Consider the following 24290-nt stretch of genomic DNA (forward strand, 5'->3'; position numbering starts at 1 on the left):
TAGAAAGACTCTTAAACAATATATTGAAGTGCACGCATGAAACACCTCTCCATTCGCGCTTTATTACTATTCCTGTGGCTGCCCTTGCTGCTGTCCTGCGACAGGCAGCAAGAGCCAACCGATGCCGAAAAAGAAGCTGCTGCAGCTGTTCCGGTGGTGGTAACGCCTGTTAAAAGCACAGACGAAAGTGGCCAGGTACGGCTAAGCGGTTCTGCCGAGGCCGAAACGGCTGTGGACATGGGCTTTATGGTGAGCGGGAAGGTGAACAGGGTAACGGTGCAGGAAGGGGAGCGGGTAAAGAAAGGGCAGCTGATCGCCAGCCTGGACCCCAGAGACTACAGCCTGGCCGTAGACATTGCCAACGCCAACCTGAGCAGGGTGCAGGACGAGTATGAGCGTTTGACCATTATGCACGAGCGTGGCAGCATAGCCCCAGCTGATTACCAAAAGGCCGTATCAGCGTTGCAGGAGGTAAAGGCAAGGCAGCAACTGGCGGTCAAAAACCTACAGGAAACAAAGCTCTACGCACCCATCTCCGGCGTAGTGGCCCGGCGCGGTACGGATCCCGGAGAGATCATATCACAAGGCTTGCCGCTGTTTTCGGTGGTAAGTATAGAACCGATTCAGGTGCGGGCTTCGGTGCCGGAGGCGGAAGTGGGGCAGGTGGCCCTGGGCCAGGAGGCGCAGGTAACCATACCGGCCCTGGACTCTACTTTTTCCGGTAAGGTCGCGCTGATCGGGGCCGTGGCAGACCCTGCTTCCCGCGCTTACACCGTCAAGATAAACGTGCCAAACCCGAAGCACCTGATCCGTCCGGGCATGGTGGCCGAGGCAACGGTTGCCTCTAACCGTACAGAGCAAGTGCTGGTAATCCCGGGTGAGGCTATCCTGCGCGATGTAGGCGGCAACACCTACGTGTTTGTGGTGGACCGGCAGAAGAACCAGGCCTTCCGGCGCAACGTAACGGTGGGCAGCTTTTTTGGCAACAACATAGAAATCACCTCCGGCCTAACGCAAAACGACCTCGTGGTGACAGGCGGCCAGCAGCGCCTGAACGATGCGGCACCAATCAGAATTGTTGAAAGGGTACAAGCATGAACATCATCAAATCCTCGTTACGGTATCCGCAGATAACGCTTACAGTTTTGTTCCTGGTGGTGTTGGTAGGCCTGAACTCGCTTTTGAACATGCCGCGCCGCGAAGACCCGAAAATCACCATCCGGGCAGGCCTGGTGCTGGCTTTTTACCCGGGGGCCAACTCGGCTCAGGTAGAAGAGCAGGTCACGAACAAGCTGGAGCAGTACCTCTTTCAGTTTGCGGAGGTAAACAAAGAAAAGACCTTTTCGACTACCCGCGACGGAGCCGTGGTGATAAACGTAGAGCTGGAGGAGTGGGTGGAGGAGCCGGACGTGTTCTGGTCAAAGCTTCGGCATGAGATGAACGTGGCCAAAGCCCTGGCCCTGCCACGCGGGGTGCAGGGGCCCATTGTGAACACGGACTTCGGGGATACCGTTGCCATGCTGATAGGGGTGGAGTCGGACAGCCTGAGCTATAGCCAACTGAAGGAGTATACCCGCAGCATAGAGGATGCCCTGCGAACAGTGGAGGGCGTGTCGAAAATTAAGCGCTACGGTGAGCAGCCGGAGCAGATTGTGGTTACCTCGCAGTCCGAAAAGCTGGCCCAGTACGGCCTGAAGCTGCCGCAGGTAGTGCAGGTGCTACAGGCACAGAACGCCATTAGCCCGACCGGCAATGTGAAAACGGAAGGTGCTGAAGTGCCGCTTTACGCAGAGGGCACTTATACTTCGGTGCAGGAGATCCGGAACCAGGTGGTGGGAACCTCCCAAACGGGGCAGGTGATTCGCCTGGGAGACGTGGCCAACGTGCGGCGCGACTATGCCGAGCCTACCACCGAGATTAGTGTAAACGGACACAAGGCCCTGATGATCTCGGTAGAGATGCAGGAAGGGAACAACATCGTGGACTTCGGCGAAACCATCAAGGCCAAGCTGGCGCAGATTTCCCGGAACCTGCCGAGCTCTGTTCAGCTCACCACCGTTGTAGACCAGCCCGAGGTGGTAGACGAAAGCATCTCACACTTTATCCGGGAGTTTTTCCTGGCGATTATTGCCGTTGTGGTTGTGACGGTGCTGCTGTTGCCGTTCCGTATTGCCGCCGTGGCCGCCATGGCCATACCGGTAACCGTTGCCGTAACCTTTGCCCTGCTGCATACCTTTGGCATAGAGCTGCACCAGGTGTCGCTGGCGGCCCTGATCGTGGTGCTGGGCATGGTGGTGGACGATGCCATTGTAATAGCCGACAACTATGTGGAGCTGCTGGATGAGGGGGTGGAGCGTTGGACGGCGGCCTGGCGCAGCGCCAGCGATCTGGTAGTGCCTGTGCTTACCGCTACAGCCACCATTATTGCCGCTTTTCTGCCGATGGTTATCCTGACCGGCTCTACCGGGGAATTCATTTTTGCCTTGCCTGTCACCGTCACCATTGCTTTGGCCTCGTCCTTTGTGGTGGCTATGTTCCTGACGCCTTACCTGTGCTACAAGTTTATCAAAAAAGGGCTGCACGAGCCTACGCAGCCTGAGCAGGAGCAGCTGGAGAACCGGAAAAAGAAGGTGTCCCTGCTCGACAGGATGCAGCACGTGTACAACCGGTCGCTGGACTGGAGCATGGTCCACCGCCGCACGGTTATTTTCGGTGCGATAGTATCCGTGGCGGCGGCCGGGGGCATGTACACACTCCTGAAGCAGAAGTTCTTTCCGGCAGCCGAGCGCGCCCAGTTTGTGGTGGAAGTATGGATGCCCACCGGAGCCAGGCTTGCGAAAACGGAGCGGGCCGTCAACAGAATAGAGGATGTGCTGAAGCAGGATGAACGTGTGGCGGACTATGCCACCTTTGTCGGTACGAGCGCCCCCCGCTTCTACTACAATTTTTCGCCGGAGCCGCCGGTAACCAACTTTGGGCAGATACTGGTTAACACGCACAGCAACGAGGAAACAGAGGAGCTTGCCGCCGCACTAAGGCGCCAGGTGGATGAGCTGGTGCCGGAAGGCCGCCCGCGTGTGCGGCTGATGCAGCAGGGAGCCCCAACGGTAACACCCGTAGAGGTGCGCATCGTGGGCCACGACCTGGGGGAGCTGAAGCGCATCGGAAACCAGGTGCAGGAGATTATAGAAGACGCACCGGGGAGCGCCGAAGTGTACACCAACTTCCGGGAAGACTACTACGGTGTAGGGCTGACGCTGAAAAGTGAGGCCAACCGCCTGGGCTTTACCACCTATGACGTGGCCTCGTCTATCAACACAGGCTTTGCGGGCACACCGGTTTCTGTTTTATGGGAGGGAGACAACCCCGTTAACATTGTACTGCGCCTGGATGAGGAGAGCCGCCAGAACTTCAACAACCTGGAGAACACCTTTATCTCCTCGCCGGTTACCGGGGCGCGTGTGCCTGTCCGGCAGATAGCCAACCTGCAGCCGCAATGGCAAACCGGCCGCATCGTGCACCGCAACGGCGTACGCACGCTAACGGTGCAGAGCGAGGTGGCTCCTGATGCCCTGGCCTCCGAGATACTGAAAGACATACAGCCTAAAATAGCCGAACTGCCGTTGCCGGCGGGCTACCGCATCGAGTACGGCGGCGAGATCGAGAACCAGAAAGCTACTTTCAGTCAGATGGTGGTGGCACTGGGGATTAGCTTGGTGGCCATTTTCATGATCCTGCTGTTCCAGTTCCGCAACCTGAAGGAGGCGCTGATCGTGATGGCCTCTATCCCGCTGAGCCTGTTTGGGGCCTTGCTGGGGCTGATTATCACCGGCAACCCCTTTGGCTTTACCGCCTTTATCGGCCTGATCAGTTTGTCGGGTATTGTGGTGCGCAACGCCATTATCCTGGTAGACTATGCCAACGAGCTCATCCGGCACGGGATGGACATCCCTACGGCAGCCGCAGAGGCAGGCAAGCGCCGCCTCCGCCCCATCTTCCTGACGGCTATGGCCGCCGCTATCGGGGTGTTGCCCATGATCCTGTCTGGCTCGCCTTTGTGGAGCCCGCTGGCCAGTGTGATCGCCGTAGGGGTTGTGTTTTCGATGGTGATGGCCCTGCTGGTGGTGCCGGTGCTGTTCGTCGTCTTTATTAAGCCGCAGGACAAACAAGTTCTTGCCGAAGCCAGTCATTAAACCCTTGAAAGAACAAACCATGCCTAAACCGTTTCGCATCTCTTTCATCAAACACAGTAGGAGAGGTCTTAGACTTATTCGTCAGCGCCTGTGCAGCTGCTTTATACTTGTACTTGCGGCAGCAAATGTGGCCGCCGCGCAGGATATCCGCACTCTCTCGCTGCAGGAGGCGCAGGACCTGGCCCTGGAGCAGAACCGCCTGTTGCGCATTGCCCGGGAGCAAGTGGAGGAAAGCGAGCAAAAAGTAAAGGAGGCGCAGAGCAGGCAGTATCCTTTGGTCTATGCTACGGGGGGCTACACCTACAATGGCGTTACCGAAGACGTGGTGCTGCCGATGGGGGCACTGGGGGTTTACCCGAACAGTAACATCTTTGTTCCCCAAACCGATATCCCGATCCTGGAAAGCAAGCACAACCTGATCATGGCGAGTGCCCTGGCTATGCAGCCCATCACGCAGTTAGGAAAGATACGAACGGGCGTAAAAATAGCGCAAACCGATGTGAAGATTGCAGAGGCAAAGGCGGCTCAGGCTGCGCAGGAGGTAAAGCAAGGGGTGGAGCAGCTGTTTTACGGCCTGCTGCTTGCGCAAAAGCAGCAGGAGGAGGCACAGGCGAACATCCAGCTGACAGAAGCGAAACTATATGATGTAGAGAGTGCACTGCTGGCCGGCAAAACGGATGAGGTGAACAAAATAGGCTTGCAGGCAGCACTTGCCGACGAGCAGCAAAAGCTCCTGGTTATACAGCACCAGGTTGCGGATTATACCTATGACCTGAACCAGCTGCTGGGCCTGCCAACGGATACCGGTCTGCGCCTGGACGGCGTGCAGGAGGAAGAGGTGCCGCTCCAGCCGCTGGAGGAGTACCTGCAACTGGCGCAAACGGTCAGCTACGATGTGCGCATTGCCGAACATACCTCCCAAAAAGCCGCTTATGGTGTGAATGCAGCCAAAAAAGACTACATCCCGAATGTGAATGCTATCGGGGGCTATACGCATCAGAGTATACTGAACGTGCTGCCTGAGAATAACTACTTTTTCGGGGTGCAGGCTAACTGGAACATCATTGACTTCGGGAGGAGAAAAGCTGTTTTAAAGCAGCGTCAGTCGCAGCAAAGGCAGGCGGAGCTGAACCTGGAGAACACCCGTGAGGACGTAACAGGCCGGGTAGAGCAGGCTTACCGGAAGGTGCAACAGGCCCGGCAGCTGGTTGCCGTGGCCCGGCAAGCCGTGCAGTACCGGGAGCAGGAGCTGAAACTGAAGCAAGACAGGTTCGATGCCGGCCTCATCCTGAAAAAGGACGTGCTCGAAAGCCAGGCAGCCCTGGCCAAGTCAGAAGCCGACCTGTATGCCGCCCGGCTAGGGTACCGCCTGGCTTTATCGGATTTGCAGGCAATGACCGGTGCCAGCGCACAGGAGGCAATAGAGCAGTAGTTGTACTTTAATAGTTACTTAGGCAATGTAGTTTTCAGTTGCTCCGATGCTTTTTGTATTAACCAGCATTCTGTTAGTTTAACTTTTTTTTTTATTTCAGAAGTCAATGGAGTTGTGTTACCCAATAGCTACAATAATTACTACTAATCATGTTATAGGTTAGGTAAGGAAGATAGATGTATGTAGCACTGATAAATATTTTAGTATTAAATTTAATGACAAGTTGTACACTTGACGCAAAGTGCCAAAATACATGTGGCAGTGAGATAAGATCAAATGCTTCTATTTATGTTTAAGAATCTCAATGCAGATGATAGTTGAGTACGATACTCTTGAGCAAAATCTTCGTACCTATTTGCCTTTTCCAACGCTTCCAGTAAACCAGCCATTTCTGCAACCGCCTTAGAAGCAAGAAAAGCTCTGGTTTGATTAAAGTAGTATACTCTATCGTTAAATTCGTAATTATTTAGGTTCTCAATGAGTGTTGCAAGTATTGAATATACATATGTCACCTCTCTGAGAGAGTTTTCTAGAACCCCCCATTCAAAATCATAATACGTGTCTTCACTTCTTCCAAGATAGCCAACGCTATTAGTGAAACCACTTTTATAATTCTCCCAAGTCCTAACATCTTCTAGAATTATGCTACTTATTATGTTTAAGGCATTTGCTCCTTTATCTTGCCTTTCATAACGGTCGATTTCAGGGTGCCCATCCCTATTAAAAGTAAGTTTTGTAAGAAAGTAAGAGAATTGAATTGAATTAAATTCGAATTCAAATTTGCTTAAAGCTTGAGTAAGTTGTTGCTGTTGCTCACTCTTTCGTGACTTCTCTCTCTCTTCCTTCAGCGCAATGAACTGAATGCTATTTGCTTTTACCTGAGCACGAAAGGAGATAAAAATGAGTATCGCAGCAAGTAAATTGAAAAAGGGAGCGGTGATTCCTCCAATGGTATCTCCAATAGGACCTGTCTGAGTGAAATCAAAAAAGCTACTAAAACTTGGTCTAGTAAATACTATAACCATAGCGAAAGCTAGTATTATCGCAATTGGAATTATCCACCAAACTTGGAAGAAGTAAGGTAGCCATGATGATTCTATTTGTCCATCTTCAATAGTGGATGCATTAGGTTTGTTATTTTTAGTCTTGGCCAATCTTATGCAATTAGTGTCTTATAGTTTAGTAGCGGCACTGCGAAATAATTCAAGAAATGTATGCAAATAAAAAAAGCCACTTAGCAGTTTTACCTGTAAGTGGCTGATTTTAAGGTGGTCGCGAAGGGAGTCGAACCCCTAACCTTCTGATTCGTAGTCATAACGATACAGTTTATTGCTAGTTTTATGTATTAGTTAAATGTGCCTTATAAGCCAAAATAAGCAGTTTGTGTTTTGTCATGGTTAGCTATCTTAGTTGACTTTTTGATGGATTGTGTGCAAATTGTGTGTACATAAATTATTTGCACACACATGATACCTGTACTTACTTCCATCATGCTGGATACACGAAGGGCTTTAAAAGATGGCTCCTTCCCGGTAAGGCTAAGGCTTACTCATCAAAGGCAACGTAAATACTATAATACGGGCTACTCTTTGAGCGAGGCAGAGTTTTCAAAAGTTCAGACGGAAAAGCCGAAAGGGAAATTTAAGGAGCTTCAGATAGCTTTTCAGGCAATAGAGCAGAAGGCCATCAGTATCATTCGCGACCTTGAAGTCTTTACCTTTGAGCATTTCGAGAAGAAGTATCTGAACGCTGCCGTCAAGAACGACCTCTTTGCAGCCTTCGAGCAGCAAGTCAAAAGGCTGGTTGAGGAAGGCAGGGTAGGGACGGCCAGTAGCTATGAGAGCGCGAGCCTCTCACTGCTGGCTTACTTGCTGAAGGAGCCTTTATCCAGAAATAAGGGTTTGTCTAGAGCTAAAGCAATCGAGAAAAAGGAAAACCTATTGAAGAAACGGAAGCCCTTGGCTTATGCCTCAATTACTGTTGAATTCCTGTCGGGGTATGAAAAGTGGATGCTTCAGAACGGCAGTTCTATAACCACCATCGGCATCTACCTGCGGGCGCTTCGGGCCATCTACAACAACGCTATAGCGGCAGGGGAGGTGAACATGGACCTGTACCCGTTTGGTAAGAGAAAATACCAGATACCCTCAGGCCGCAATGTGAAGAAGGCCCTGACGCTGGCAGACATCGAAAAAATATTCTCCTATGAGCCTTTTACCGAAAATGAAAGGCGTGCGCGGGACCTGTGGATCTTCTCCTACCTGTGCAACGGGATAAACGTGAAGGATATAGCCCGGCTGAAATACAAGCAACTCGACCAAGAGAAAATAACCTTTATCAGGGCCAAAACGGAGCGGACCAGCCGCCAGAATGTTAAGGCCATCACGGCCATGAGAACTACGGAGATTGATGAGATCATCGAGAGATGGGGCAACAAGCCAACCTATAGTGATGACTATGTGTTTCCTTTTCTTGAACCAGGATTGTCAGCGGAAAGGGAGCGGGCAAGGATTCAGCATGCCACCAAAACTATAAACAAATACATAAAGCGCGTTGCCGCCACGGTTGGCATTGAAAAGAACGTAAGTACGTACACGGCCCGTCATTCGTTTTCAACGGTTCTGAAACGTGCAGGAGCACCTATAGAGTTGATATCAGAGTCTCTGGGGCACTCTAATTTAAAGACCACAGAAAGCTATTTGGATAGTTTTGAGGATGATGTGAAGAAGCAATTCGCAGCGCGGCTTACTGATTTTAGAGTGGCTGATAACAATAATAAAGATGTATAAAGCTTGATTGCTTATGTAAAGTAAGAGGTTAAAGGTAATGTAGCGTGCTACGCTTTTGACTTATCTGTTTATCATAACTTGTGTTATGATAAACAGATAATGGTTCAATTTGCTATCTGCACAGTCCTTCGCTTTTCCTGCACTTCCCTTCTGTATGTCCGTTCTGGAGCGGCGAGTATAAGGGAGAATTAACATCATATTTTTAAATAGGGTAAAATAGTCACACAGAGATTAGGGGTAGTGCAAGTTTTAAATGCGCTGCAGTTTAGACTTCAGCTTCCTTTTTTCTGCCCCAATGGAAGTATAACGCAGGCATAAACAGCAGGTTAAGGATGGCTGAGGTCAGTATCCCGCCAACAATCACAACGGCCATCGGGAACTCGATCTCCTGACCGGAACGGTTGCCGGTTACAATGATGGGCAACAGCGCCAGCACCGAAGTCAGGGCTGTCATGATGATGGGCATGATGCGCTCCTGGGCACCCTGCAAAATCAGTTCTTGGCCAAACGGAATGTTTTCCTTTAGCTCCAGGTGGCGGTAATGACTGATGAGCATGATCGTGTTTCGGGCCGCAATGCCCAGTACGGTTACAAAGCCCACAATCGAACCCAGCGACAAAACGGCTCCGCTCAGCAGAACCGAGATGACGCAACCGGTAAGCGCAAACAGCAAACTGCCCATCACCAGCCCGGCCAGCCGAAATGATTTATAGTCGGCATACAGCACCAGGAAGATACCGATCATGGAATTAAGCGAAATACTGAGAAGGGTATTCGAGGATTCGCGTTGCTCGGCATACTCGCCCAGCAGCTCGGGGTGGTAGCCCTGCTCAAAGTCCATCGTTGCAATCTTAGTTTCAATGTCGCGGGCCACGCTGCCCAGGTCGCGGCCCTTCACGTTGCAGGTCACGTCTATTTTACGGGAGGAGTTCTCGCGGGTGATCTCATTGGGCGCCGGCACTATTTGAATGTCTGCCAAATCGCGCAGCGGCACTTTGGCCCCGTTCGGCACGTCCACCAGTAAATTCCGAAAGGCGTTAATATCGTTGCGGATAGCAACCTCGCCCCATACCACCACATCAAATACCTTTTGTTCCTGGTATACCTCGCCCACTTTGGTGCCCCGCATCAGGGTAGACACCGCACGGGTTACATCGCCCGGCGACACGCCAAACTGCAGCGCGGCGGCAGGTTTAAATCTCACCTGTATCTGGGGCACCCGTGTTTGCTGCTGCACTTTCAGGTCCACCACGCCATCAATGCCCTTCACCTCGTTGCCTATCTCGGTGGCTTTTGCGAAGAGCCTGTCGAGGTCCGGGCCATAAAGGCGCACGACAATGGAAGCGCTGGTACCGGTGAGTACCTCCTTGATCCGTTCACGCAGGTAGGTAAGCACATCCCGAAAAAGCCCGGGGTAGCCGTCGATGGTATGCTGAATCTCGGCCACGGTGGCATCATAGTCCGGCACGTTTGGGTCCACGCTGATCCAGAGTTCCGTGAAGTTCGGGCCCACCACCTCGTCGGCTACCTCGGCTCGGCCGATATGTGCCCCAAAGTTGCGCACGCCCTCAATCCCCCGCAGATCCTTGCTCACCTTTACGGTGATGCGCTTCATGGCCTCCAGCGAGGTCCCTGGCTTCTCGACCCAGTGCATCAGAAAATCATACTCTTTGAAGTGCGGCAAAAACTCCTCTCCCAGAAAAGGCACCACCATGGCGGAGGCACTCAGGGTTATAGCCAGCGTGGCTATAATACGCTTCGGGTGCGCCAGCATGGACGGCAGGAAGCTTCTATACTTTGTTTTGAGCCATCTGGCGGCAGGCGGCTCTTTTTCTCGAAGCGGTGCATTAGGTAGCAGCAGCAAAGAAAGCGCCGGGGTCAGGGTCAGGGCGATCAGCAACGAGACAAGTATCGCCACAATGTAGGATAGTGCCAGCGGCTGAAAGAACGCCCCCGACAGCCCCGGCAGCATAAACACCGGCAGCAGCACCAGCGCCACGATCATACTTCCGTAGATCACCGCGCTGCGCACCTCCATCGAGGCATCCAAAACCACTTTAAAAGCCGGCTCTGGCACGGCAGACAATCTGTTCAGGCGCAACCGGCGGGCAATATTCTCCACGTCGATGATGGCATCGTCCACGACCTCGCCCAAGGCAATAATAAGTCCTGCCAGCACCATGGTATCCAGCGTTTTGCCAGTATAGTGTAGCACCAGCGCCGCACCCACCAATGAGCAGGGTAGCGCCGTTACGCTGATAAGGGCTGTGCGCCAGTCGTAGAGGAAGAAGGCCAGCACGAGCACCACCAGCAGGCAGCCCAGCAGCAACGCGGTGTTCAGGTGCGCTAGAGACATTTCGATAAAGCTGGCAGGTCGGAAAATCGTGGAGTCTAGTTCCATGTCCGGCAAGCCGGGTTTCATGGCTTCCAGCGCAGCCTCTACGTTGTGTGTTACCTCAAGCGTGTTGGCTCCCGGCTGCTTTTCTACGATCAGCAGCAGGCCTGGTCCGTCGTTGATGATGGCATCACCGATGGGTGGTTGATTGCCGATGGTAATATCCGCCACATCTCCCAAACGGATGATGTTCCCGCTTTTGGTAGAGACAGGCACGCGCGCCAGCTCCGACACCTCGTTTATACTTTGCGTATTAGCAATGGCCAGACGCTGATTCGGCGTATCCATGAAACCACCACCGGCCAGTTGCAGCGCCCCCGCTGCCGCCTGCTGCACTTCGGCCATCGTCATATTATGAAGGCGCAGCCTTTCAGGATTGATTAGGATCTGGTACTGCTTATCACGCTGGCCCCAGATGGCCACGTTGGCCACACCGGGTATGGCCATCAGGCGCGGACGCACGTTCCAGCGGATAAGGGTGGTCAATTCCATCTGCGAGAGCTTCTCCGATGAAACGCCCACTTTCAGAATGCGGCTGGTAGAAGACAGCGGCGAGAGCATCACAGGCGGGCGGGCCACTGCCGGAAGGGTAACCGCCGCACGCGAAAGGCGCTCCTGCACATGCTGCCGCGCCTCCATCACATCAATGCCCTTCTCAAAGTACAGCACCACCGACGAGAGCCCCAGTACCGACTTGGAGCGCAGCTTCTGCATTTGCGGGGTACCGTTTAGGGCATTTTCCAGCGGAATGGTTACAAGCGCTTCCACCTCCGGCGTAGACAAGCCAGGCGCTTCAGTCTGCACCTCCACGTAGGGTGGGGCAAACTCTGGAAACACATCCATAGGCGTATTGCTCAGCCTGTTATACCCTGCATACAACAGCACAAGCATCAGCGCTACCACAATCACGCGGAGCTGCAGCGACGTAGAAACCAGCCAGCGCATCATTTGCCACCTCCAAACTCGGTTCCGAACAGCTCGGCCGCGCCATCGGTTACCACTTTCATGCCTGCCTCCACCCCCTTGGCGATAACGGCCTGTTGCCCAATTACGGATTGCACCTGCACGCGCTGCCTTTGGTATACCTGCGGTCCGGTTTGGACATATACCCATTCGCCTCCGTTTATATCATACACAATGGCGGCATAGGGCACCGCCATACCATCCGCTTTCCCTTTGGTTTGCAGCGTTACCATAACCTTCTGGCCGGGGTAAAACGATTTGTCTGAGTTTTTGATTTCGTAGAAAATAGCGGTGAGGGCTGCTGTGTAACCACTTGCCACAGGCGTGGACACGGGCATCGCCTCGCTTACTGCCCTGCCACCATTCTCTGTAAGGGGGCGCACCTGTGCTGGTTGGTTTAGGTTGATTTTGTCGAGGTCGCCCATGTATACCGGCACCCGAACCCAAACGGGGGTCAGGCCCGTAATGTCAAGCAAGGGGGCTCCAGCGGCCACCGTTTGCGACTGGCCTGCATAAACCTGTTGTATCACGCCATCCAGGGGCGCTTTGATAATAAATACTGATTGATTGGCTGATTGTCCGGTGCCACCCTGCAGCAGTTCCCGTTTGCCAACGGCATCACGGTAGGCTTTCTGCGCCGCGGCCAGTTCGGCATCAGCCTCCTGTTTCGCCCGCTCGCTTACAGCTCCGTCTTTAAGCAATTGCTCCATGCGGCTGGCTTTGTTGCGGGCTGTTTCCAGCTGCACCCGGCGCATCTCTAGTTCCTGGGTATTGTTGGCAAGGTCGCCTTCTGCGGGAAGTATGGTAAGCCTATACAACACCTCTCCTTTCTTCACCGTGCTGCCGGTTTGGGGCACTTTACTGCCCTTTTGTAAGGCGAGCGTGCCTTTCATGGGAGCTGTGATGGTAGCGGCCTGGCCAGGTTCGGCCTGCACGTCGCCACCAACTTCCAGCGTGCCCGTCACCTCCTGGCTGTCCACCGTAACCGTCCTGATGCCGAGATTTTTCTCCGCTTCCGGGGTGAACGTAACCGTAGTCAGCGCGGATTCTTTTAACGGTGATGATACCGCTGCAGGCGCTTTTTTTTCTGTTTCGGGCGCTTTACCGCAAGCGAAAAGCAAACAGGGTAGCAGTAGTATGAATTGTGGCGTGTACTTCATAATCAGAGCATTTGTCGTCCTAAAGCATAATTCAGTTGCACGGCGGCGCGACGCAGGGCGGCATCGGCATCCACTATCCGCAGCTGTACATCGGTTACCTGCAGCACCGTCTGGAGGTAGAAAAAGTAGGAAACCTCCCCTGCTTCAAAAGCCTTCCGCGCCTGGTCAGCCGTGTTGAGTATGGGTTGCCTGTTCAGCTGCCACAGGTCGGCAGTTTGCCGGGCGGCCTGGTACTGGGCCAGCGCCTCCTGTACTTCCAGTTGCACCTGTCGTTTCGCCTCCACATACAGGTAGGCGGCCTGCTCCATTTCGGCGCGGGCACGCATAATGCGGCCCCGGTTGAAGTTGAACACAGGGAGGGGCATCTGGAATCCCGGCCCCAGCGCCAGCTTGCCGTCATGCTCCCGCCGCGCGTTCAGTATCCCGATAAAACTGACCACCTTGGCTTTCTCCCAGCCTAAACTTTTGGCTTTCGACTCAATGGCAAGGGCAGCGGCGCGCACTTCAGGCCGTGCGCTTAAGGCTACCGGCATCAGTTCATTTAGCTGCATTCTTGGATACGTTGAGGCAGGCAAGGGCTGTAATTGCATGCTGTTGATACTATCTACCCCCATGAGGTAGTATAATCTGGCTTTACGGAGTTGCTCCTGCATGGCAAACTGCAGCCGGTCATCGAAAGCGCGTAGAGAATCGGCGTTGGCAATAGCGGATTCCATTTGGCTGAGGTCGCCGGCCAGGTAGCTTTTGCGGGTAATGCTGGCCATTTCGCTGCGTAAGCGGCTACTCTCGGCTCCTACCACAGCACGCTGCTGCGCAAAGGTATACTCTATATAGGCCAGGCTCACATCCCGGATCAGCCGCATCCCCAGCGCCACCAGGTTTTCGGCGGTGCGCTCCGTTTCGAGGCGGCTGGCTTTTATACGATTGGGTCGCTGCCAAAGCACATCCATCGAAAAGTTAAGCGTGCCTTTCAGCACATCGGTGCCCGTCGGGAAGATAACATTGAGCAGCGGGTTGGGCAGCTGCCCGGCCTCGATAAGGTCGGCCTGGGCAATGGAAATACGCATCAAATCAGCCTGAAACTGCGCGTTGTTGAACAAGGCCGTGGAAACTGCCTCAGCCTGCGAAAGGCCATCCTGCATGTTCACCGTTTGGGGTAGGGTGAGTTGACCGGGCGCAGTGGGTTGCCCAACATTGAAGCTGGCTTGCGCTTCAATGTTCTGGTTGATGTAGGTCCTGTCGAACTCAGAGGTACTCACGCAGCCGCTTAGCAACAGAGACAGACTTATCCAGCGTGCCGCGTTATTATACCTTTTATCCTTTTGGCCCATACATACATTCCCTTTATTTTGTACCTCCTGTTATATTAGGGATCGATTTAAGGGATTGCACATCTCACCCCTAAATGCCTCAGCAGTTTTATGAACACCTGACCGCAAAACACAATAAAGCCCCTCAATTTGTAGTAATTCTGGAGTTCAGAAGATTACCCACTTAATAGTAATCATACTACCCAAATAATGACGCCGCATAGTTGGCTTTATAGGCAAGCCTCTTTACTTCCCTTGTTTTTTATGCTAAGCTTAGGGTATACTATTCAATTCAATGGCTTTTTTACGCTTAGCACATAAATGTGGTACACTTCTTCAGGATTGTTCCTGCTAACATGGTAGGTATTCACTTTGTTGACAAACACCGTGGTGTCGGCCATATGTGCCTGGGTAAGCGTTACCGGTGAAAAAACCACGGCAGGAAGCTCGTTGGGTAGTTGGAGTCGCTGGTTTTGGATGCGGAGTGTGTCCACCTGCTTGCCTACCTCCCAGAGATGTACGATCGGTAAACCATCAACCGCATAGAAGGGGTAACTGCTAACTTCCTTTTCATGCCTGACATGAACAAGGCTCCTGTAACTGCCGACCGGGTGCCTGACTTTCTCATAAAGCGGAAAGCCCGACACCAGCACAAGGCTATTGAGCAGCAGTACAGTAACAATAGCGAGTGTAGCCGTCTGTTTCAGCAGGGCAATCAAGAGGGATAAAGCAAGTATAAGGCTGCTTACAGTAAGGCAGAGTTGATACGATAAGCTGATGATGCCAGTTTGATACGCGAGTAAGTATGCTGCTACCGGAAACCCAATGGCTGCCACAAGCATCAGACCTGTGTTAAATAACAAAAGGCGTTTAGCCCAATTGTCGTTCACGCTTCGCCAAACGCCAGACAAAAGGTAGCGTACATAACCTCCCGTAAGCAAGGCCATCGGAACGATCGCAGGCAGCAGGTAACGCTCTTTCTTCTCGGGGATGACAGATAAAAGCAGCACGGCAACCACCAACCATACAAATATAAACGTGTAACTGCCTACATACCTATTGATGCGTTTTCGGGCGTAAGACACAGACATGGCGGCTAGCGTAAACAATGCCCAGGCTCCGGTTTGAGACCAAAACCCCCAGTAATACCAGAACGGCTTTACGTGCCTGTTCACCCAGGCAGCACTCTCGTTGGACACGTTTCTGGCAAGCGCCTCCGGTTCAACCATGAAAATAAAAACAGGCCAGGCTAAACTCAAGAGCAAAGCAACGCCAAAGGTAAGTACAAGCCTTTTGCGCTTCACCCAAAAACCACTGCGACCGAAACAATAGAGGTAGCTCACTAAAAAAGGAAGCAGCATAGCGTAAAATGCCACGGGCCCCTTGCTCAAAAAGGAGCAGCCCATCAGCAGACCGCAAAGGGCGAACATACTATAACTGTCCCCCTCTTTTCGCAGCCCCTTTACCAGAAGCCAGAGCGCACCCAGCATGAAACTATGGCAGTACACATCCCAGGAGCCTTCACGCCCAATGTTAAACAGGCCAAACGAACTGGCTAAAACCGCCGCCGCCAGAAAGGGAGTCAACTTATCGCGGGTCAACTGGCGCCCAAGAAAATAAAGAAAAAAAACCATGAGCGCTGACATGACGGCAGCCGGGAAACGCAACGCGACCAGATTTCCTATATCGCCGGCTGCCATGCCTGAAACTGCCGTCAGCCAGGTAGGGAGCGGCGGTTTGGCCAAGCGCACCTCTCCGTTCAGGGTAGGCACCAGCCAGTTCCCATCCTCCACCATTTCGCGGGCAGATATAAAATTCCGGGCCTCCATCAGGCTTGGCCCTTGCTTCCCCAGTTGGGGAAAATAAGTAAGCCCCACAAGAAGAAACAGCAACAGCAACTGTGTATGGGTATGCTGAAACCAGCGGCGGCCTACAGCCAAATTGCTTATCGAGAATTTAACTTGCAATGCCATGTGCTTTAATAGTACAAGACCCACTTCCCAACCTTCACGCTATGCTCAAAACTGCCTTTCAGCCAGAGTTTTTCTGCCGGTAGGTCCCCTTTCACAACCAATACGGTGTTGCCGTTCAATATGCGAGGCAGCCTGGCCAAATCCTCGGGCCTGCTTAGCTGCAACAAATTATCTCGCCATGCCTCGTCAGCTTCGAACTGTGTTTCCCGCTCCAGGCTTTTGCTGTCGTCGTGGATGGTGATAAGGCTCCGGTTAAGAGCGAATGCAAGGGAGGGAAGCAGCTGATCGTATACCACCACGGTTTTCCCTTGCATCCGCTCTTCCCTCAATACGCCTGCTAAGTTAGCGGTACTGTTTACCAAGTCAGGGTTAGCGCCCATCAGGTGTGTGGCATACAGCACCAAAAAAACAGTGAATATCAAGGGCATAAACAGTAACCAAGTAAGCTCACCTATCCTCCTTCGGCGCCAAATCATAAAAAGGCTGCCAAGGGTGAGCAAAGGGAAAGCAAGTACCCAAACCGGAATATTTAAACCAAAAGGCAACAGGGGTGCCAAGGTTAATACCACAGCTAAGACTCCAAAGTAAGCAAAGGAGGCAATTAATACACGGCGCACCGCAGGGGACGGTAACGTGTGCAGCACCCACGTTACCAGCAGGGCCAGACCGGAAAATAAAGGCAGGATGTAAAGAATGAGCTTGGAGCCTGAGAGGGAGAAAAACAGCAATGGCACCAGCAGCCAGCATATAAACAGGCGCCGCAACTGACCGGGCAGGGTTTTCAGCCTTCTCAGGTTGAGTAAAGCAACGGCGGACCAGGGCAGGCTTAGTGCCGGGGCCAGCACCAGGTAAAACCACCACGGCTGGGAGCGGCCAAAGGTTGCCGGGTTTGCGTAACGCTGCACCGTGTGCTTAAACAGGAAGTAATCCACAAACCGCTGGTCCTGCCACATCAGGTATCCATACCAGGAAGCACCCAGTATAAAAAACAACAGCAAAGACGCCACATGGTGCGGAATGTTTGATCTGGAAGTGAAGTGGCCCTTTGCCCTATAGCCAACCACTAGGAGTAGTGGAAAAATGAGCCCTACAGGCCCTTTCGTCAGGAAGGCGAGCGCCAGGGAAGTATAGAAAAGGTATAGCCAACCCGCTTTCGGGACTACAGTATATCGGATCCATGCCCAGATCGCCAGCAGCTCAAACGTTGTCAGGAACGAGTCGGTGGTGAGGTTGCGTGCAGACAGGAGTACGGCCGGGATGGTAATGTAAATGACCATGGCTGTGAAAGCCATCCGTTTCTCTTTATACAGCTCAAGGGCAATCTGGTACACCAGAAAAGCCTGCAGCACCAGTGATACCTGTAGAAAGAAGCGGGCACCGAACTCCCCTATGCCAAATAAGGCCATGCCTGCGGCAGAAATCATGTAGGTAAGCGGCGGTTTATGGAAATGCTGAATGCCCAGCAGCCGTGGGTGAAGCCAATCCTTGCTTAGGAGCAATTCGCGGCTAATCTCAGCATAGCGGGCCTCGCTCGTCTCAAGCACGCCCCAGCCACCCAGGTTATAGAGGAGTACAGTCAGAAATACCAACAGCAAGACCAAAGCTGCGGAGGTGCTGTATAGGCCTTCATCTTTCAGCATATCAGGTGTGGTACGGACTGGTTTTCCGGGCTGACCGTTGTTCACGCAGCCCAAGTATAAAGTTCCGGCTGTAGGCCACTACTCCGAACATCTGCCCCAGGAAAAGCACCGGGTCCAGGCGAAGTACAGCGTAGGAGATGATCATGAGGCTGCCCACCAGACTAATGACCCAAAAACCGATTGGGATTACGGACTCCTGCACGCGCTCCGAATGCCACCACTGGTACACAAAGCGCAGCGTGAACACTACCTGCCCGGCTCCGCCCCATGCAATGAGGGCACCCGAGATTTTACTGTGCTCCAGGATATAACTGAAGCTGTAAGTATCACTCCAAAGCAGCCAGCCAGTAGCGGCAAACGGGAACATCAATGCCCCCCACCGAAAAGGCCAGGCCAGCTCTTCCCACACGTTCTTGAGTTTAATGTTGCGCAGGTAGATAAAGTAAGAGACAAGCTGCCCACCCACGATCACGATGTCATTGCGGAGCGCCCCATAGGCCATCAGCAGCATGGAGGCGATTATACTAGTGGTCCAGAAGGAAGCTGGGGAAAGCACCCTGCCCGCTTTCTCGGATGTAATCCACTGGATGAGAATTCGCGCCGAGAACAGCGCCTGTGCCAGTAGCCCAACACCGTATATGGAGAGTTCAGATACGTCCATTCGTGACAGGCTGATTTTCGAACTCCTCGGCAATTTGGTACCGTATATAGCGCTTGCGCATCCACCTAAAGGCAAAGGTATCGTTCAGTGGGCCCCACAGGCGGTTGAACAGGTGGTATTTGGAGTAGCCGGCAAAGCGTTCGAAGTGCTGCACGGGCAACTGCTTTACCTTGCCGCCCTGCAGTTGTATGAGCGCGGGAAGGAAGCGGTGCATCCCGTCAAAGAAAGGAACGCGTTTGGCATAGGCGGCATCCATTATTTTCAACGGACACCCAGTGTCCACAATGCCATCATTGATCATATACCTCCGGAACCCGTTGGCTATTTTAGAGGACATCTTCTTCACAAACGTATCCTTGCGCCTGGCCCGGATGCCGTTTACCATCTGGTACTCCGGCAGAAACTCGAAGAACAGCAGGAAATCCAAAGGAGAAGTCTGCAGGTCGGAGTCAATGTAGCCGATATAGGAGCTCTGTATATGGTCGATGCCTGCTTTTATGGCGGTGCTCAGCCCGCGGTTGCGGTCTAAAGAAATGAAACTGTAGCCGGGTCTGCTGGAGCAGATCTCGCGTATCTGGGGCAGGCTGCTGTCCGTGGAGCCGTCATTCACGAACAGCACCTGGGTGGGCATGGGCGATTGCCGCAGAAAGGCGTCCATGGCCTCGCAGAGTCGTGCCAGGCAGCCTTCTTCATTGTAAACAGGTACGATAATGGTAAGCTCTTCTCTCATTTTATGTGTGTTGATGCTTATTTCTTTTAGGTTGCTGAACTTCCGGTCCCTGCTATCCCAGCGCTTTTTTTAAGTTTTTGCATACTGATACTGCTCCCGGTAATAGGTCTTAAACCAATCTACAAAATGAGACAGCCCATCTTCCAGAGCAATGGAGGGTTTGAACCCTGTCGTGGCCGTCAACTCCTGGGTATCGGCAAAGGTGATGGGCACATCCCCTGGCTGCATGGGCTGCAGATCCAGCGTCCCTTTTTTGTGTAAGAGGCGCTCCAGTATGGCCACCATCTCCAGCAGGTGCTCTGGGCTGCTGTTGCCAATGTTGTATATCGTATACGGGGCTGTACTTCCAACTGTGGTTCCGGCTTTTGGTGCCACAAACAGTAGGCGCACGATGCCTTCCACCACATCCGAAATAAAGGTAAAGTCGCGGTACATCTCCCCGTTGTTGAATATCCTGATTGGGGTGCCTTCCATAATAGCCCGGGCAAAGCTGAAATAAGCCATGTCCGGCCGGCCCCAGGGGCCATATACCGTAAAGAAGCGAAGCCCGGAGACAGGTAAGTTATACAGGTGGGAATAACTATGGGCCATTACCTCATTCGCTTTCTTGGTGGCAGCGTAAAACGAAACAGGTAAGTTAGTGTTATGCTTCGTTGCAAATGGTACCTCATGGTTCAGACCATAAACCGAACTGGAGGAGGCGAATAGAAAATGCTTAATTGGATATTTGCGGCATGCCTCCAGCAGATTGGCGAACCCCACCAGGTTACTGGCCACGTAGGACTGCGGGTGTTCTAAACTGTAACGGACACCCGCCTGTGCGGCCAGGTTTACCACGATGTCGAACTGCTGTTCCCGAAACAAGTCATCTAAGGCTTTCTCATCCACGAGGTCAAGTTGTATGAAACTCATTGCTTCATCCTCATCACTGTGGACCAAGGTATTGTATTTAATATGGGTTTTGCTGAAGCCTTGAAGCGCCAGCCGGCCGTACTTCAGCGCAGGGTCATAATACTCATTAAGTAAGTCTAAGCCAACAATGCTGCCTCCAGGACCACGAAGCGCCAGCATCAGGTGATGCCCTATAAAGCCTGCGCTCCCTGTCACCAAAACTTTATGCTTATGCCACATTTACTATATCTCGTAAAGTCTAAATATTTCGAAATAGAATTAAAAAATAAAAGAACTGCCAGATTCTGGAGAAAGTTTGGAGGAAAGAAGTGATGCTGCTATATGTAAAGCAGTCGGCTTAATAAAAATCAGTCAAGATAGTAGCGAAGCAGCCACCCTGCGGCATCAAACTTATTCGCTGGCACTTCATTATCAATGGTTAGCCTTGTATGTTTATCTAGATCATAAGTGTTTCTATACTGCGAGTCGTTGACATAAACGGACTTCCCCAGCTTGCTCCCATTGCTTTGGACATGGTAAATATCCTCGCCAGCACCGCCCCAAACCTTCAGCTCGATGGCCGGCTGGTGCTCTCCCGTAACAAGGAAGTTGTCGTTGCCATCCAAGCCATAAAAGTCAATCTGCTTTGTTTCGTGTGAGAAAAAGGTGCGCTCCAGCAACAGTTTGTCAACCTTACCTTCCTTACTAGTCTTGTAAATCTTTACCTGTAGCTCGTCCGGGCTTACACTATGCAGCTCAAACCGCTCGTGCTTGTCACTTCCAACCAAGGTCACCTCCTGCATCAACTCTTTGTAATAAGCAGTGGCTATTTGCGGCAGCGCCTGCCTGCGCGCTTTTAGCTTGGCCATCAAGGGGCCGGCGGTTAAGCTGTAAACAGTATCCGGCATGGCCCGGAAGGCCTTCTCGATAACTTCGTCTGTCAGGAGCAGCTGCACCGTGTCAGCCACCTGCAGCCAGTCCTGCTGCGACAGGCTCACCAGTATCAGTTCGTCCAGGTTGCGGCCGCTCCTGTTCAGCTTCACGACCTGGGCAGGGGTGATTTCCTCCCGGTAGGTCTGGAAGTGGGGCTTTAGTCCGAGGCTGGTCAGGAGCCAGGGAATTGGCCCGTCTTTGAGTTTATAGAATACATTGTCGCGGTCGCGGGGAATGCCCCTGTAGGTTTTGCCCTTCCCTTCGTCATACTCTGCCCAGCGCCAGTTATCCTCATGCCGGCTCCAGTCCCCTAGCAGCATGTCAAACAGGCGGCTGCGCAGGAAATGCCTGGCGTCGATACGGGTGTCATTGTCCTCCAGGCGATCTTCCAGCATATGGCGCGTATTTTCCACTTCTGGTGCGTAGCCCATACCCGGCTCCAGGCGCTGGTCACCGGAGGGGTGTTTCTCCAGCAGCGCCATCATACCGCCCACTTTGTCCATATACGTCCTTAACCGGGGGTCATGGGGCACATACACCAACTCCGGCTCCAGGTAGTAAATGCCTATGGCTTTGGCCATGGTTGGAATCGTAAGGGCCGCATAGGGGTGCGTGGCAGAGGTGGCATCCCGGACAACGTCCGCCACATAGGACTGCTGCCATTTTTGCGGCAAGGAGCTGGCCGGTTCCTTATCAATGGAGCGAAGCACATACTCGTTTCCTGCTGAATCGGCAAGGTGCAGGTTAATGGTTTGGCGGCTTCCGCCCATCTCCAAAGCGCTGAGCCCGCCTTTCGCTTTGCCCAGGTCGAGCACCTGTACTGGCACCGGTGTTGTCCAAGCTGTGCGGTAGTGTTTTCCATAGAGCCATTCATGAAGGCCGCTACGGGCATACCGCTTGCCTGCCGCCAGCGTAATCGTACTATCCGTAAAGTCCGGCGAAGCCCTCGCAGGTGTAGTTACCAACGACACTTGCTGCACCGTATGACTAAAACGTGGGCCGCAACTCTGTAGGAGTAAGCACACAAATAACAGTTGAATTACTCTCAGACGATTTAAAAATAGCATAATTAACTCAAACAGATTAGGTCTTGTCATGTCATTAGCAGCATGTATCTTTGGAACGGTGCTCACATTACTGGTGCCTTGTGTAACAGGTGAAAATAAAAGGCAAATCTGTAGACATCCTGAATTGGCTGGTCATTCAGGATGAAAACTATTTAAGCAGGGCTACACCTCGTCGCGGGCAGAATTTCTCCAGATTTGGTATGGAACTTTACTCTCAAATTCATCTAAATGAAAATACTGCTTGTTGAGGACGAGGTAAACCTTCTCAATACAACCTCCAATTATTTGCGCAAAGAGGGCTACTTATGCGAGGAGGCCCCATCCTACCTGGCTGCCGAGGACAAGATAGCCACGCATCAATACGATGTCGTGATTTTAGACCTGACACTCCCAGATGGAAACGGGCTGGACTTATTACATAAGTTAAAAGCGCTCTATCCTGACACAGGCGTTTTGATAGTCTCGGCCAGGAACTCCCTGGATGACCGGCTTACAGGCTTGGACCTGGGAGCTGATGATTACATCACCAAGCCTTTTTTTCTTGCTGAATTAAACTCCCGTATCAATGCCATCATCCGCCGCAGGCAGTTTAAGGGAAGTGCTACTGTCGTGTTTAACGAAATCGAGGTGCTGCCTGATGCCATGCAGGTGAAAGTAAACGGCAATCTGCTGGAGTTAACCAAAAAGGAGTACGACTTGCTCCTCTACTTTGTCACAAACAAAAACCGCGTGCTCACCAGAGAGGCCATCGCAGAGCACAGTTGGGGAGACCACGCAGACTCAGCGGATAACTTTGACTTCATTTACTCACACATAAAGAACCTGCGCCGAAAGATCGTGCAGGCAGGGGGGACAGACTACCTCCACACGGTTTACGGCGTTGGGTATAAATTCTCCTCCACATGAGGCTGCTACAAAAAGCGACACGCTCTTATATACTGTTTACTTCGCTCCTGTTCCTGATCGCGGGAGGGTTACTCTATGGGCTTCTGACGGACATCATTGAGCAAGAGGCCACCGAACAGCTGCTCGGCAATGAGCGCCGCATTGCCGAGCAGCTGCGACACGGTCAGCATATCATCAATCTTCCACCGGTGTTGGAGGTTAGTAAGCTAAACCGACCTATACAGGAAAGTATAACAGTAAAGGACACCATCGCTTTCGATAATGTTGAAAACGAACTGGAAGCTTTTCTCCAGGTGTCCTCTGTCCGGAATATAAGCGGACACTCGTACCGTATCGTGTTGAGGCAGATGATCGTAGAGCCGGTAGAATACATGTCTACCATTGGTCTCTCCATGGCTATCGTCATGGTGCTCCTGCTTATGTTCACGGTATTGATGAACAGGATCTTCTTTCATCAGCTCTGGAGCGCTTTTTATCGAAGCCTTGCGACCCTAAAAGGATTTTCAGTTCATCAAAACACGCCACTCAAGCTCGAAGACAGCTCTATACTTGAATTCTCAGAGCTGAATGCAGCTATTGGAAAGCTGACAGAGAAGGCACGCTCAGATTTCAGGGCGCTCAAGGAGTTCTCCGAGAATGCCTCTCATGAGACACAAACCCCCTTGGCTATCATACAGGCCAGACTGGACGAACTGCTGCAGGATCCGGCGCTCAGCGAGCAGCAGGCTAACCATATACAATCAGCTTATGTAGCCGCCCAAAAATTGTCTAAACTAAACCAAACGCTACTACTACTCACCAAAATTGAAAACCAGCAGTTCAAAAACACTGAGTTAATCAATATCAATGATTTGATAGGTAGGCAAATCAGCCAGCTGGATGACTTTGTGAGGGACAAAGGGTTGCAGGTACATGTGAACCAACAAGGCACATTAACCGTGCTATCTAATCCCGCTTTGGTTGATATGCTTATCTCCAACCTGTTAAGCAACGCCATCAGGCACAACGTCAGAAAAGGATTTATAGAGGTTATGGTGACGGCCCGCTCCCTCACCGTCAAAAATAGCGGCGTGCCGCTAAAAGGATCACCCGCTAAGCTGTTCGAGCGCTTCCATAAAGCCAACCCTTCTTCCTCTTCCCTGGGCTTGGGCTTAGCCATTGTGCGCTCTGTCTGTAACCTGTATGGTTGGCAAGTGCAGTATCAGGCTGAAGACAATACCCATATCCTATTAATACTTTTTTAAGTG

16 protein-coding genes are annotated in these 24290 nt (G+C 52.3%); 6 read left to right on the top strand and 10 right to left on the bottom strand.

Annotated elements, in window-relative coordinates:
• The first annotated feature begins 36 nt into the window (after positions 1–36).
• The 3 genes from CA264_RS20185 to CA264_RS20195 are packed head-to-tail and all read left to right on the top strand — an operon-like array spanning position 37 to position 5625.
• A complete protein-coding gene (locus CA264_RS20185; protein WP_036777636.1) occupies positions 37–1098 on the top strand; it encodes an efflux RND transporter periplasmic adaptor subunit in 1062 nt (353 codons plus the stop codon).
• Complete coding sequence (locus CA264_RS20190) at positions 1095–4193, top strand: efflux RND transporter permease subunit (protein ID WP_025609218.1); 3099 nt, start codon at positions 1095–1097, stop codon at positions 4191–4193. Before CA264_RS20185 ends, CA264_RS20190 begins: the two co-directional genes overlap by 4 nt.
• A 19-nt stretch (positions 4194–4212) precedes the next feature.
• Positions 4213–5625, top strand: a complete 1413-nt coding sequence (locus CA264_RS20195; protein ID WP_084196299.1) for a TolC family protein — start codon at positions 4213–4215, stop codon at positions 5623–5625.
• A 272-nt stretch (positions 5626–5897) separates the two neighbouring features.
• Here CA264_RS20195 and CA264_RS20200 read toward each other — a convergent pair whose 3' ends face one another.
• The gene (locus CA264_RS20200; RefSeq protein ID WP_025609221.1) at positions 5898–6779 is read right to left on the bottom strand and encodes a hypothetical protein; all 882 of its coding nucleotides are present in this window, start codon (positions 6777–6779) and stop codon (positions 5898–5900) included.
• 312 nt (positions 6780–7091) lie between these two features.
• On the opposite strand from CA264_RS20200, the gene CA264_RS20205 reads away from it, so the two are divergent.
• Positions 7092–8414: a site-specific integrase gene (locus tag CA264_RS20205; RefSeq protein WP_025609222.1), complete on the top strand. Its 1323-nt coding sequence runs from the start codon at positions 7092–7094 to the stop codon at positions 8412–8414.
• Between the two features lie 265 nt (positions 8415–8679).
• Here CA264_RS20205 and CA264_RS20210 read toward each other — a convergent pair whose 3' ends face one another.
• The 9 genes from CA264_RS20210 to CA264_RS20250 all read right to left on the bottom strand — a co-directional run bounded on the left by CA264_RS20210 (position 8680) and on the right by CA264_RS20250 (position 22035).
• Complete coding sequence (locus tag CA264_RS20210; RefSeq protein WP_211233416.1) at positions 8680–11757, bottom strand: efflux RND transporter permease subunit; 3078 nt, start codon at positions 11755–11757, stop codon at positions 8680–8682.
• On the bottom strand, positions 11754–12932 hold the full coding sequence (locus CA264_RS20215; RefSeq protein WP_036777641.1) for an efflux RND transporter periplasmic adaptor subunit: 1179 nt from the start codon (positions 12930–12932) through the stop codon (positions 11754–11756). Before CA264_RS20215 ends, CA264_RS20210 begins: the two co-directional genes overlap by 4 nt.
• A 2-nt stretch (positions 12933–12934) precedes the next feature.
• Positions 12935–14191 (bottom strand): TolC family protein, encoded by a 1257-nt coding sequence (locus CA264_RS20220; RefSeq protein WP_162912101.1) that lies wholly within the window; start codon positions 14189–14191, stop codon positions 12935–12937.
• A 338-nt stretch (positions 14192–14529) separates the two neighbouring features.
• Positions 14530–16215, bottom strand: coding sequence for an ArnT family glycosyltransferase (locus CA264_RS20225; RefSeq protein WP_025609226.1), 1686 nt, complete (start codon positions 16213–16215; stop codon positions 14530–14532).
• Between the two features lie 5 nt (positions 16216–16220).
• Positions 16221–17855: an ArnT family glycosyltransferase gene (locus CA264_RS20230; protein WP_025609227.1), complete on the bottom strand. Its 1635-nt coding sequence runs from the start codon at positions 17853–17855 to the stop codon at positions 16221–16223.
• A 1-nt stretch (position 17856) separates the two neighbouring features.
• Positions 17857–18516: a lipid-A-disaccharide synthase N-terminal domain-containing protein gene (locus CA264_RS20235; RefSeq protein ID WP_025609229.1), complete on the bottom strand. Its 660-nt coding sequence runs from the start codon at positions 18514–18516 to the stop codon at positions 17857–17859.
• Positions 18503–19246, bottom strand: coding sequence for a glycosyltransferase (locus CA264_RS20240; RefSeq protein ID WP_025609230.1), 744 nt, complete (start codon positions 19244–19246; stop codon positions 18503–18505). The genes CA264_RS20235 and CA264_RS20240 overlap by 14 nt, the downstream gene beginning before the upstream one ends.
• Before the next feature lie 69 nt (positions 19247–19315).
• Positions 19316–20377, bottom strand: a complete 1062-nt coding sequence (locus CA264_RS20245) for an NAD-dependent epimerase/dehydratase family protein (RefSeq protein WP_025609231.1) — start codon at positions 20375–20377, stop codon at positions 19316–19318.
• A 128-nt stretch (positions 20378–20505) separates the two neighbouring features.
• Positions 20506–22035, bottom strand: a complete 1530-nt coding sequence (locus CA264_RS20250) for a hypothetical protein (RefSeq protein WP_025609232.1) — start codon at positions 22033–22035, stop codon at positions 20506–20508.
• 330 nt (positions 22036–22365) lie between these two features.
• Here CA264_RS20250 and CA264_RS20255 point away from each other — a divergent pair, with 330 nt between their 5' ends.
• Together CA264_RS20255 and CA264_RS20260 are read left to right on the top strand one after the other, a co-directional pair.
• Entirely contained in the window at positions 22366–23043 is a 678-nt protein-coding gene (locus CA264_RS20255; RefSeq protein ID WP_025609233.1) for a response regulator transcription factor, read from the top strand.
• Positions 23040–24287: a sensor histidine kinase gene (locus CA264_RS20260; RefSeq protein ID WP_025609234.1), complete on the top strand. Its 1248-nt coding sequence runs from the start codon at positions 23040–23042 to the stop codon at positions 24285–24287. The genes CA264_RS20255 and CA264_RS20260 overlap by 4 nt, the downstream gene beginning before the upstream one ends.
• The last annotated feature ends 3 nt before the right edge of the window (positions 24288–24290 follow it).

It is taken from the genome of Pontibacter actiniarum (assembly GCF_003585765.1).
GTDB lineage: Bacteria > Bacteroidota > Bacteroidia > Cytophagales > Hymenobacteraceae > Pontibacter > Pontibacter actiniarum.

Coding starts and splice junctions, on each gene's coding strand:
- CA264_RS20185 (WP_036777636.1), top strand. CDS start 37: ATGAAACACCTCTCCATTCGCGCTTTATTACTATTCCTGTGGCTGCCC.
- CA264_RS20190 (WP_025609218.1), top strand. CDS start 1,095: ATGAACATCATCAAATCCTCGTTACGGTATCCGCAGATAACGCTTACA.
- CA264_RS20195 (WP_084196299.1), top strand. CDS start 4,213: ATGCCTAAACCGTTTCGCATCTCTTTCATCAAACACAGTAGGAGAGGT.
- CA264_RS20205 (WP_025609222.1), top strand. CDS start 7,092: ATGATACCTGTACTTACTTCCATCATGCTGGATACACGAAGGGCTTTA.
- CA264_RS20210 (WP_211233416.1), bottom strand. CDS start 11,757: ATGATGCGCTGGCTGGTTTCTACGTCGCTGCAGCTCCGCGTGATTGTG.
- CA264_RS20215 (WP_036777641.1), bottom strand. CDS start 12,932: ATGAAGTACACGCCACAATTCATACTACTGCTACCCTGTTTGCTTTTC.
- CA264_RS20225 (WP_025609226.1), bottom strand. CDS start 16,215: ATGGCATTGCAAGTTAAATTCTCGATAAGCAATTTGGCTGTAGGCCGC.
- CA264_RS20230 (WP_025609227.1), bottom strand. CDS start 17,855: ATGCTGAAAGATGAAGGCCTATACAGCACCTCCGCAGCTTTGGTCTTG.
- CA264_RS20235 (WP_025609229.1), bottom strand. CDS start 18,516: ATGGACGTATCTGAACTCTCCATATACGGTGTTGGGCTACTGGCACAG.
- CA264_RS20240 (WP_025609230.1), bottom strand. CDS start 19,246: ATGAGAGAAGAGCTTACCATTATCGTACCTGTTTACAATGAAGAAGGC.
- CA264_RS20245 (WP_025609231.1), bottom strand. CDS start 20,377: ATGTGGCATAAGCATAAAGTTTTGGTGACAGGGAGCGCAGGCTTTATA.
- CA264_RS20255 (WP_025609233.1), top strand. CDS start 22,366: ATGAAAATACTGCTTGTTGAGGACGAGGTAAACCTTCTCAATACAACC.
- CA264_RS20260 (WP_025609234.1), top strand. CDS start 23,040: ATGAGGCTGCTACAAAAAGCGACACGCTCTTATATACTGTTTACTTCG.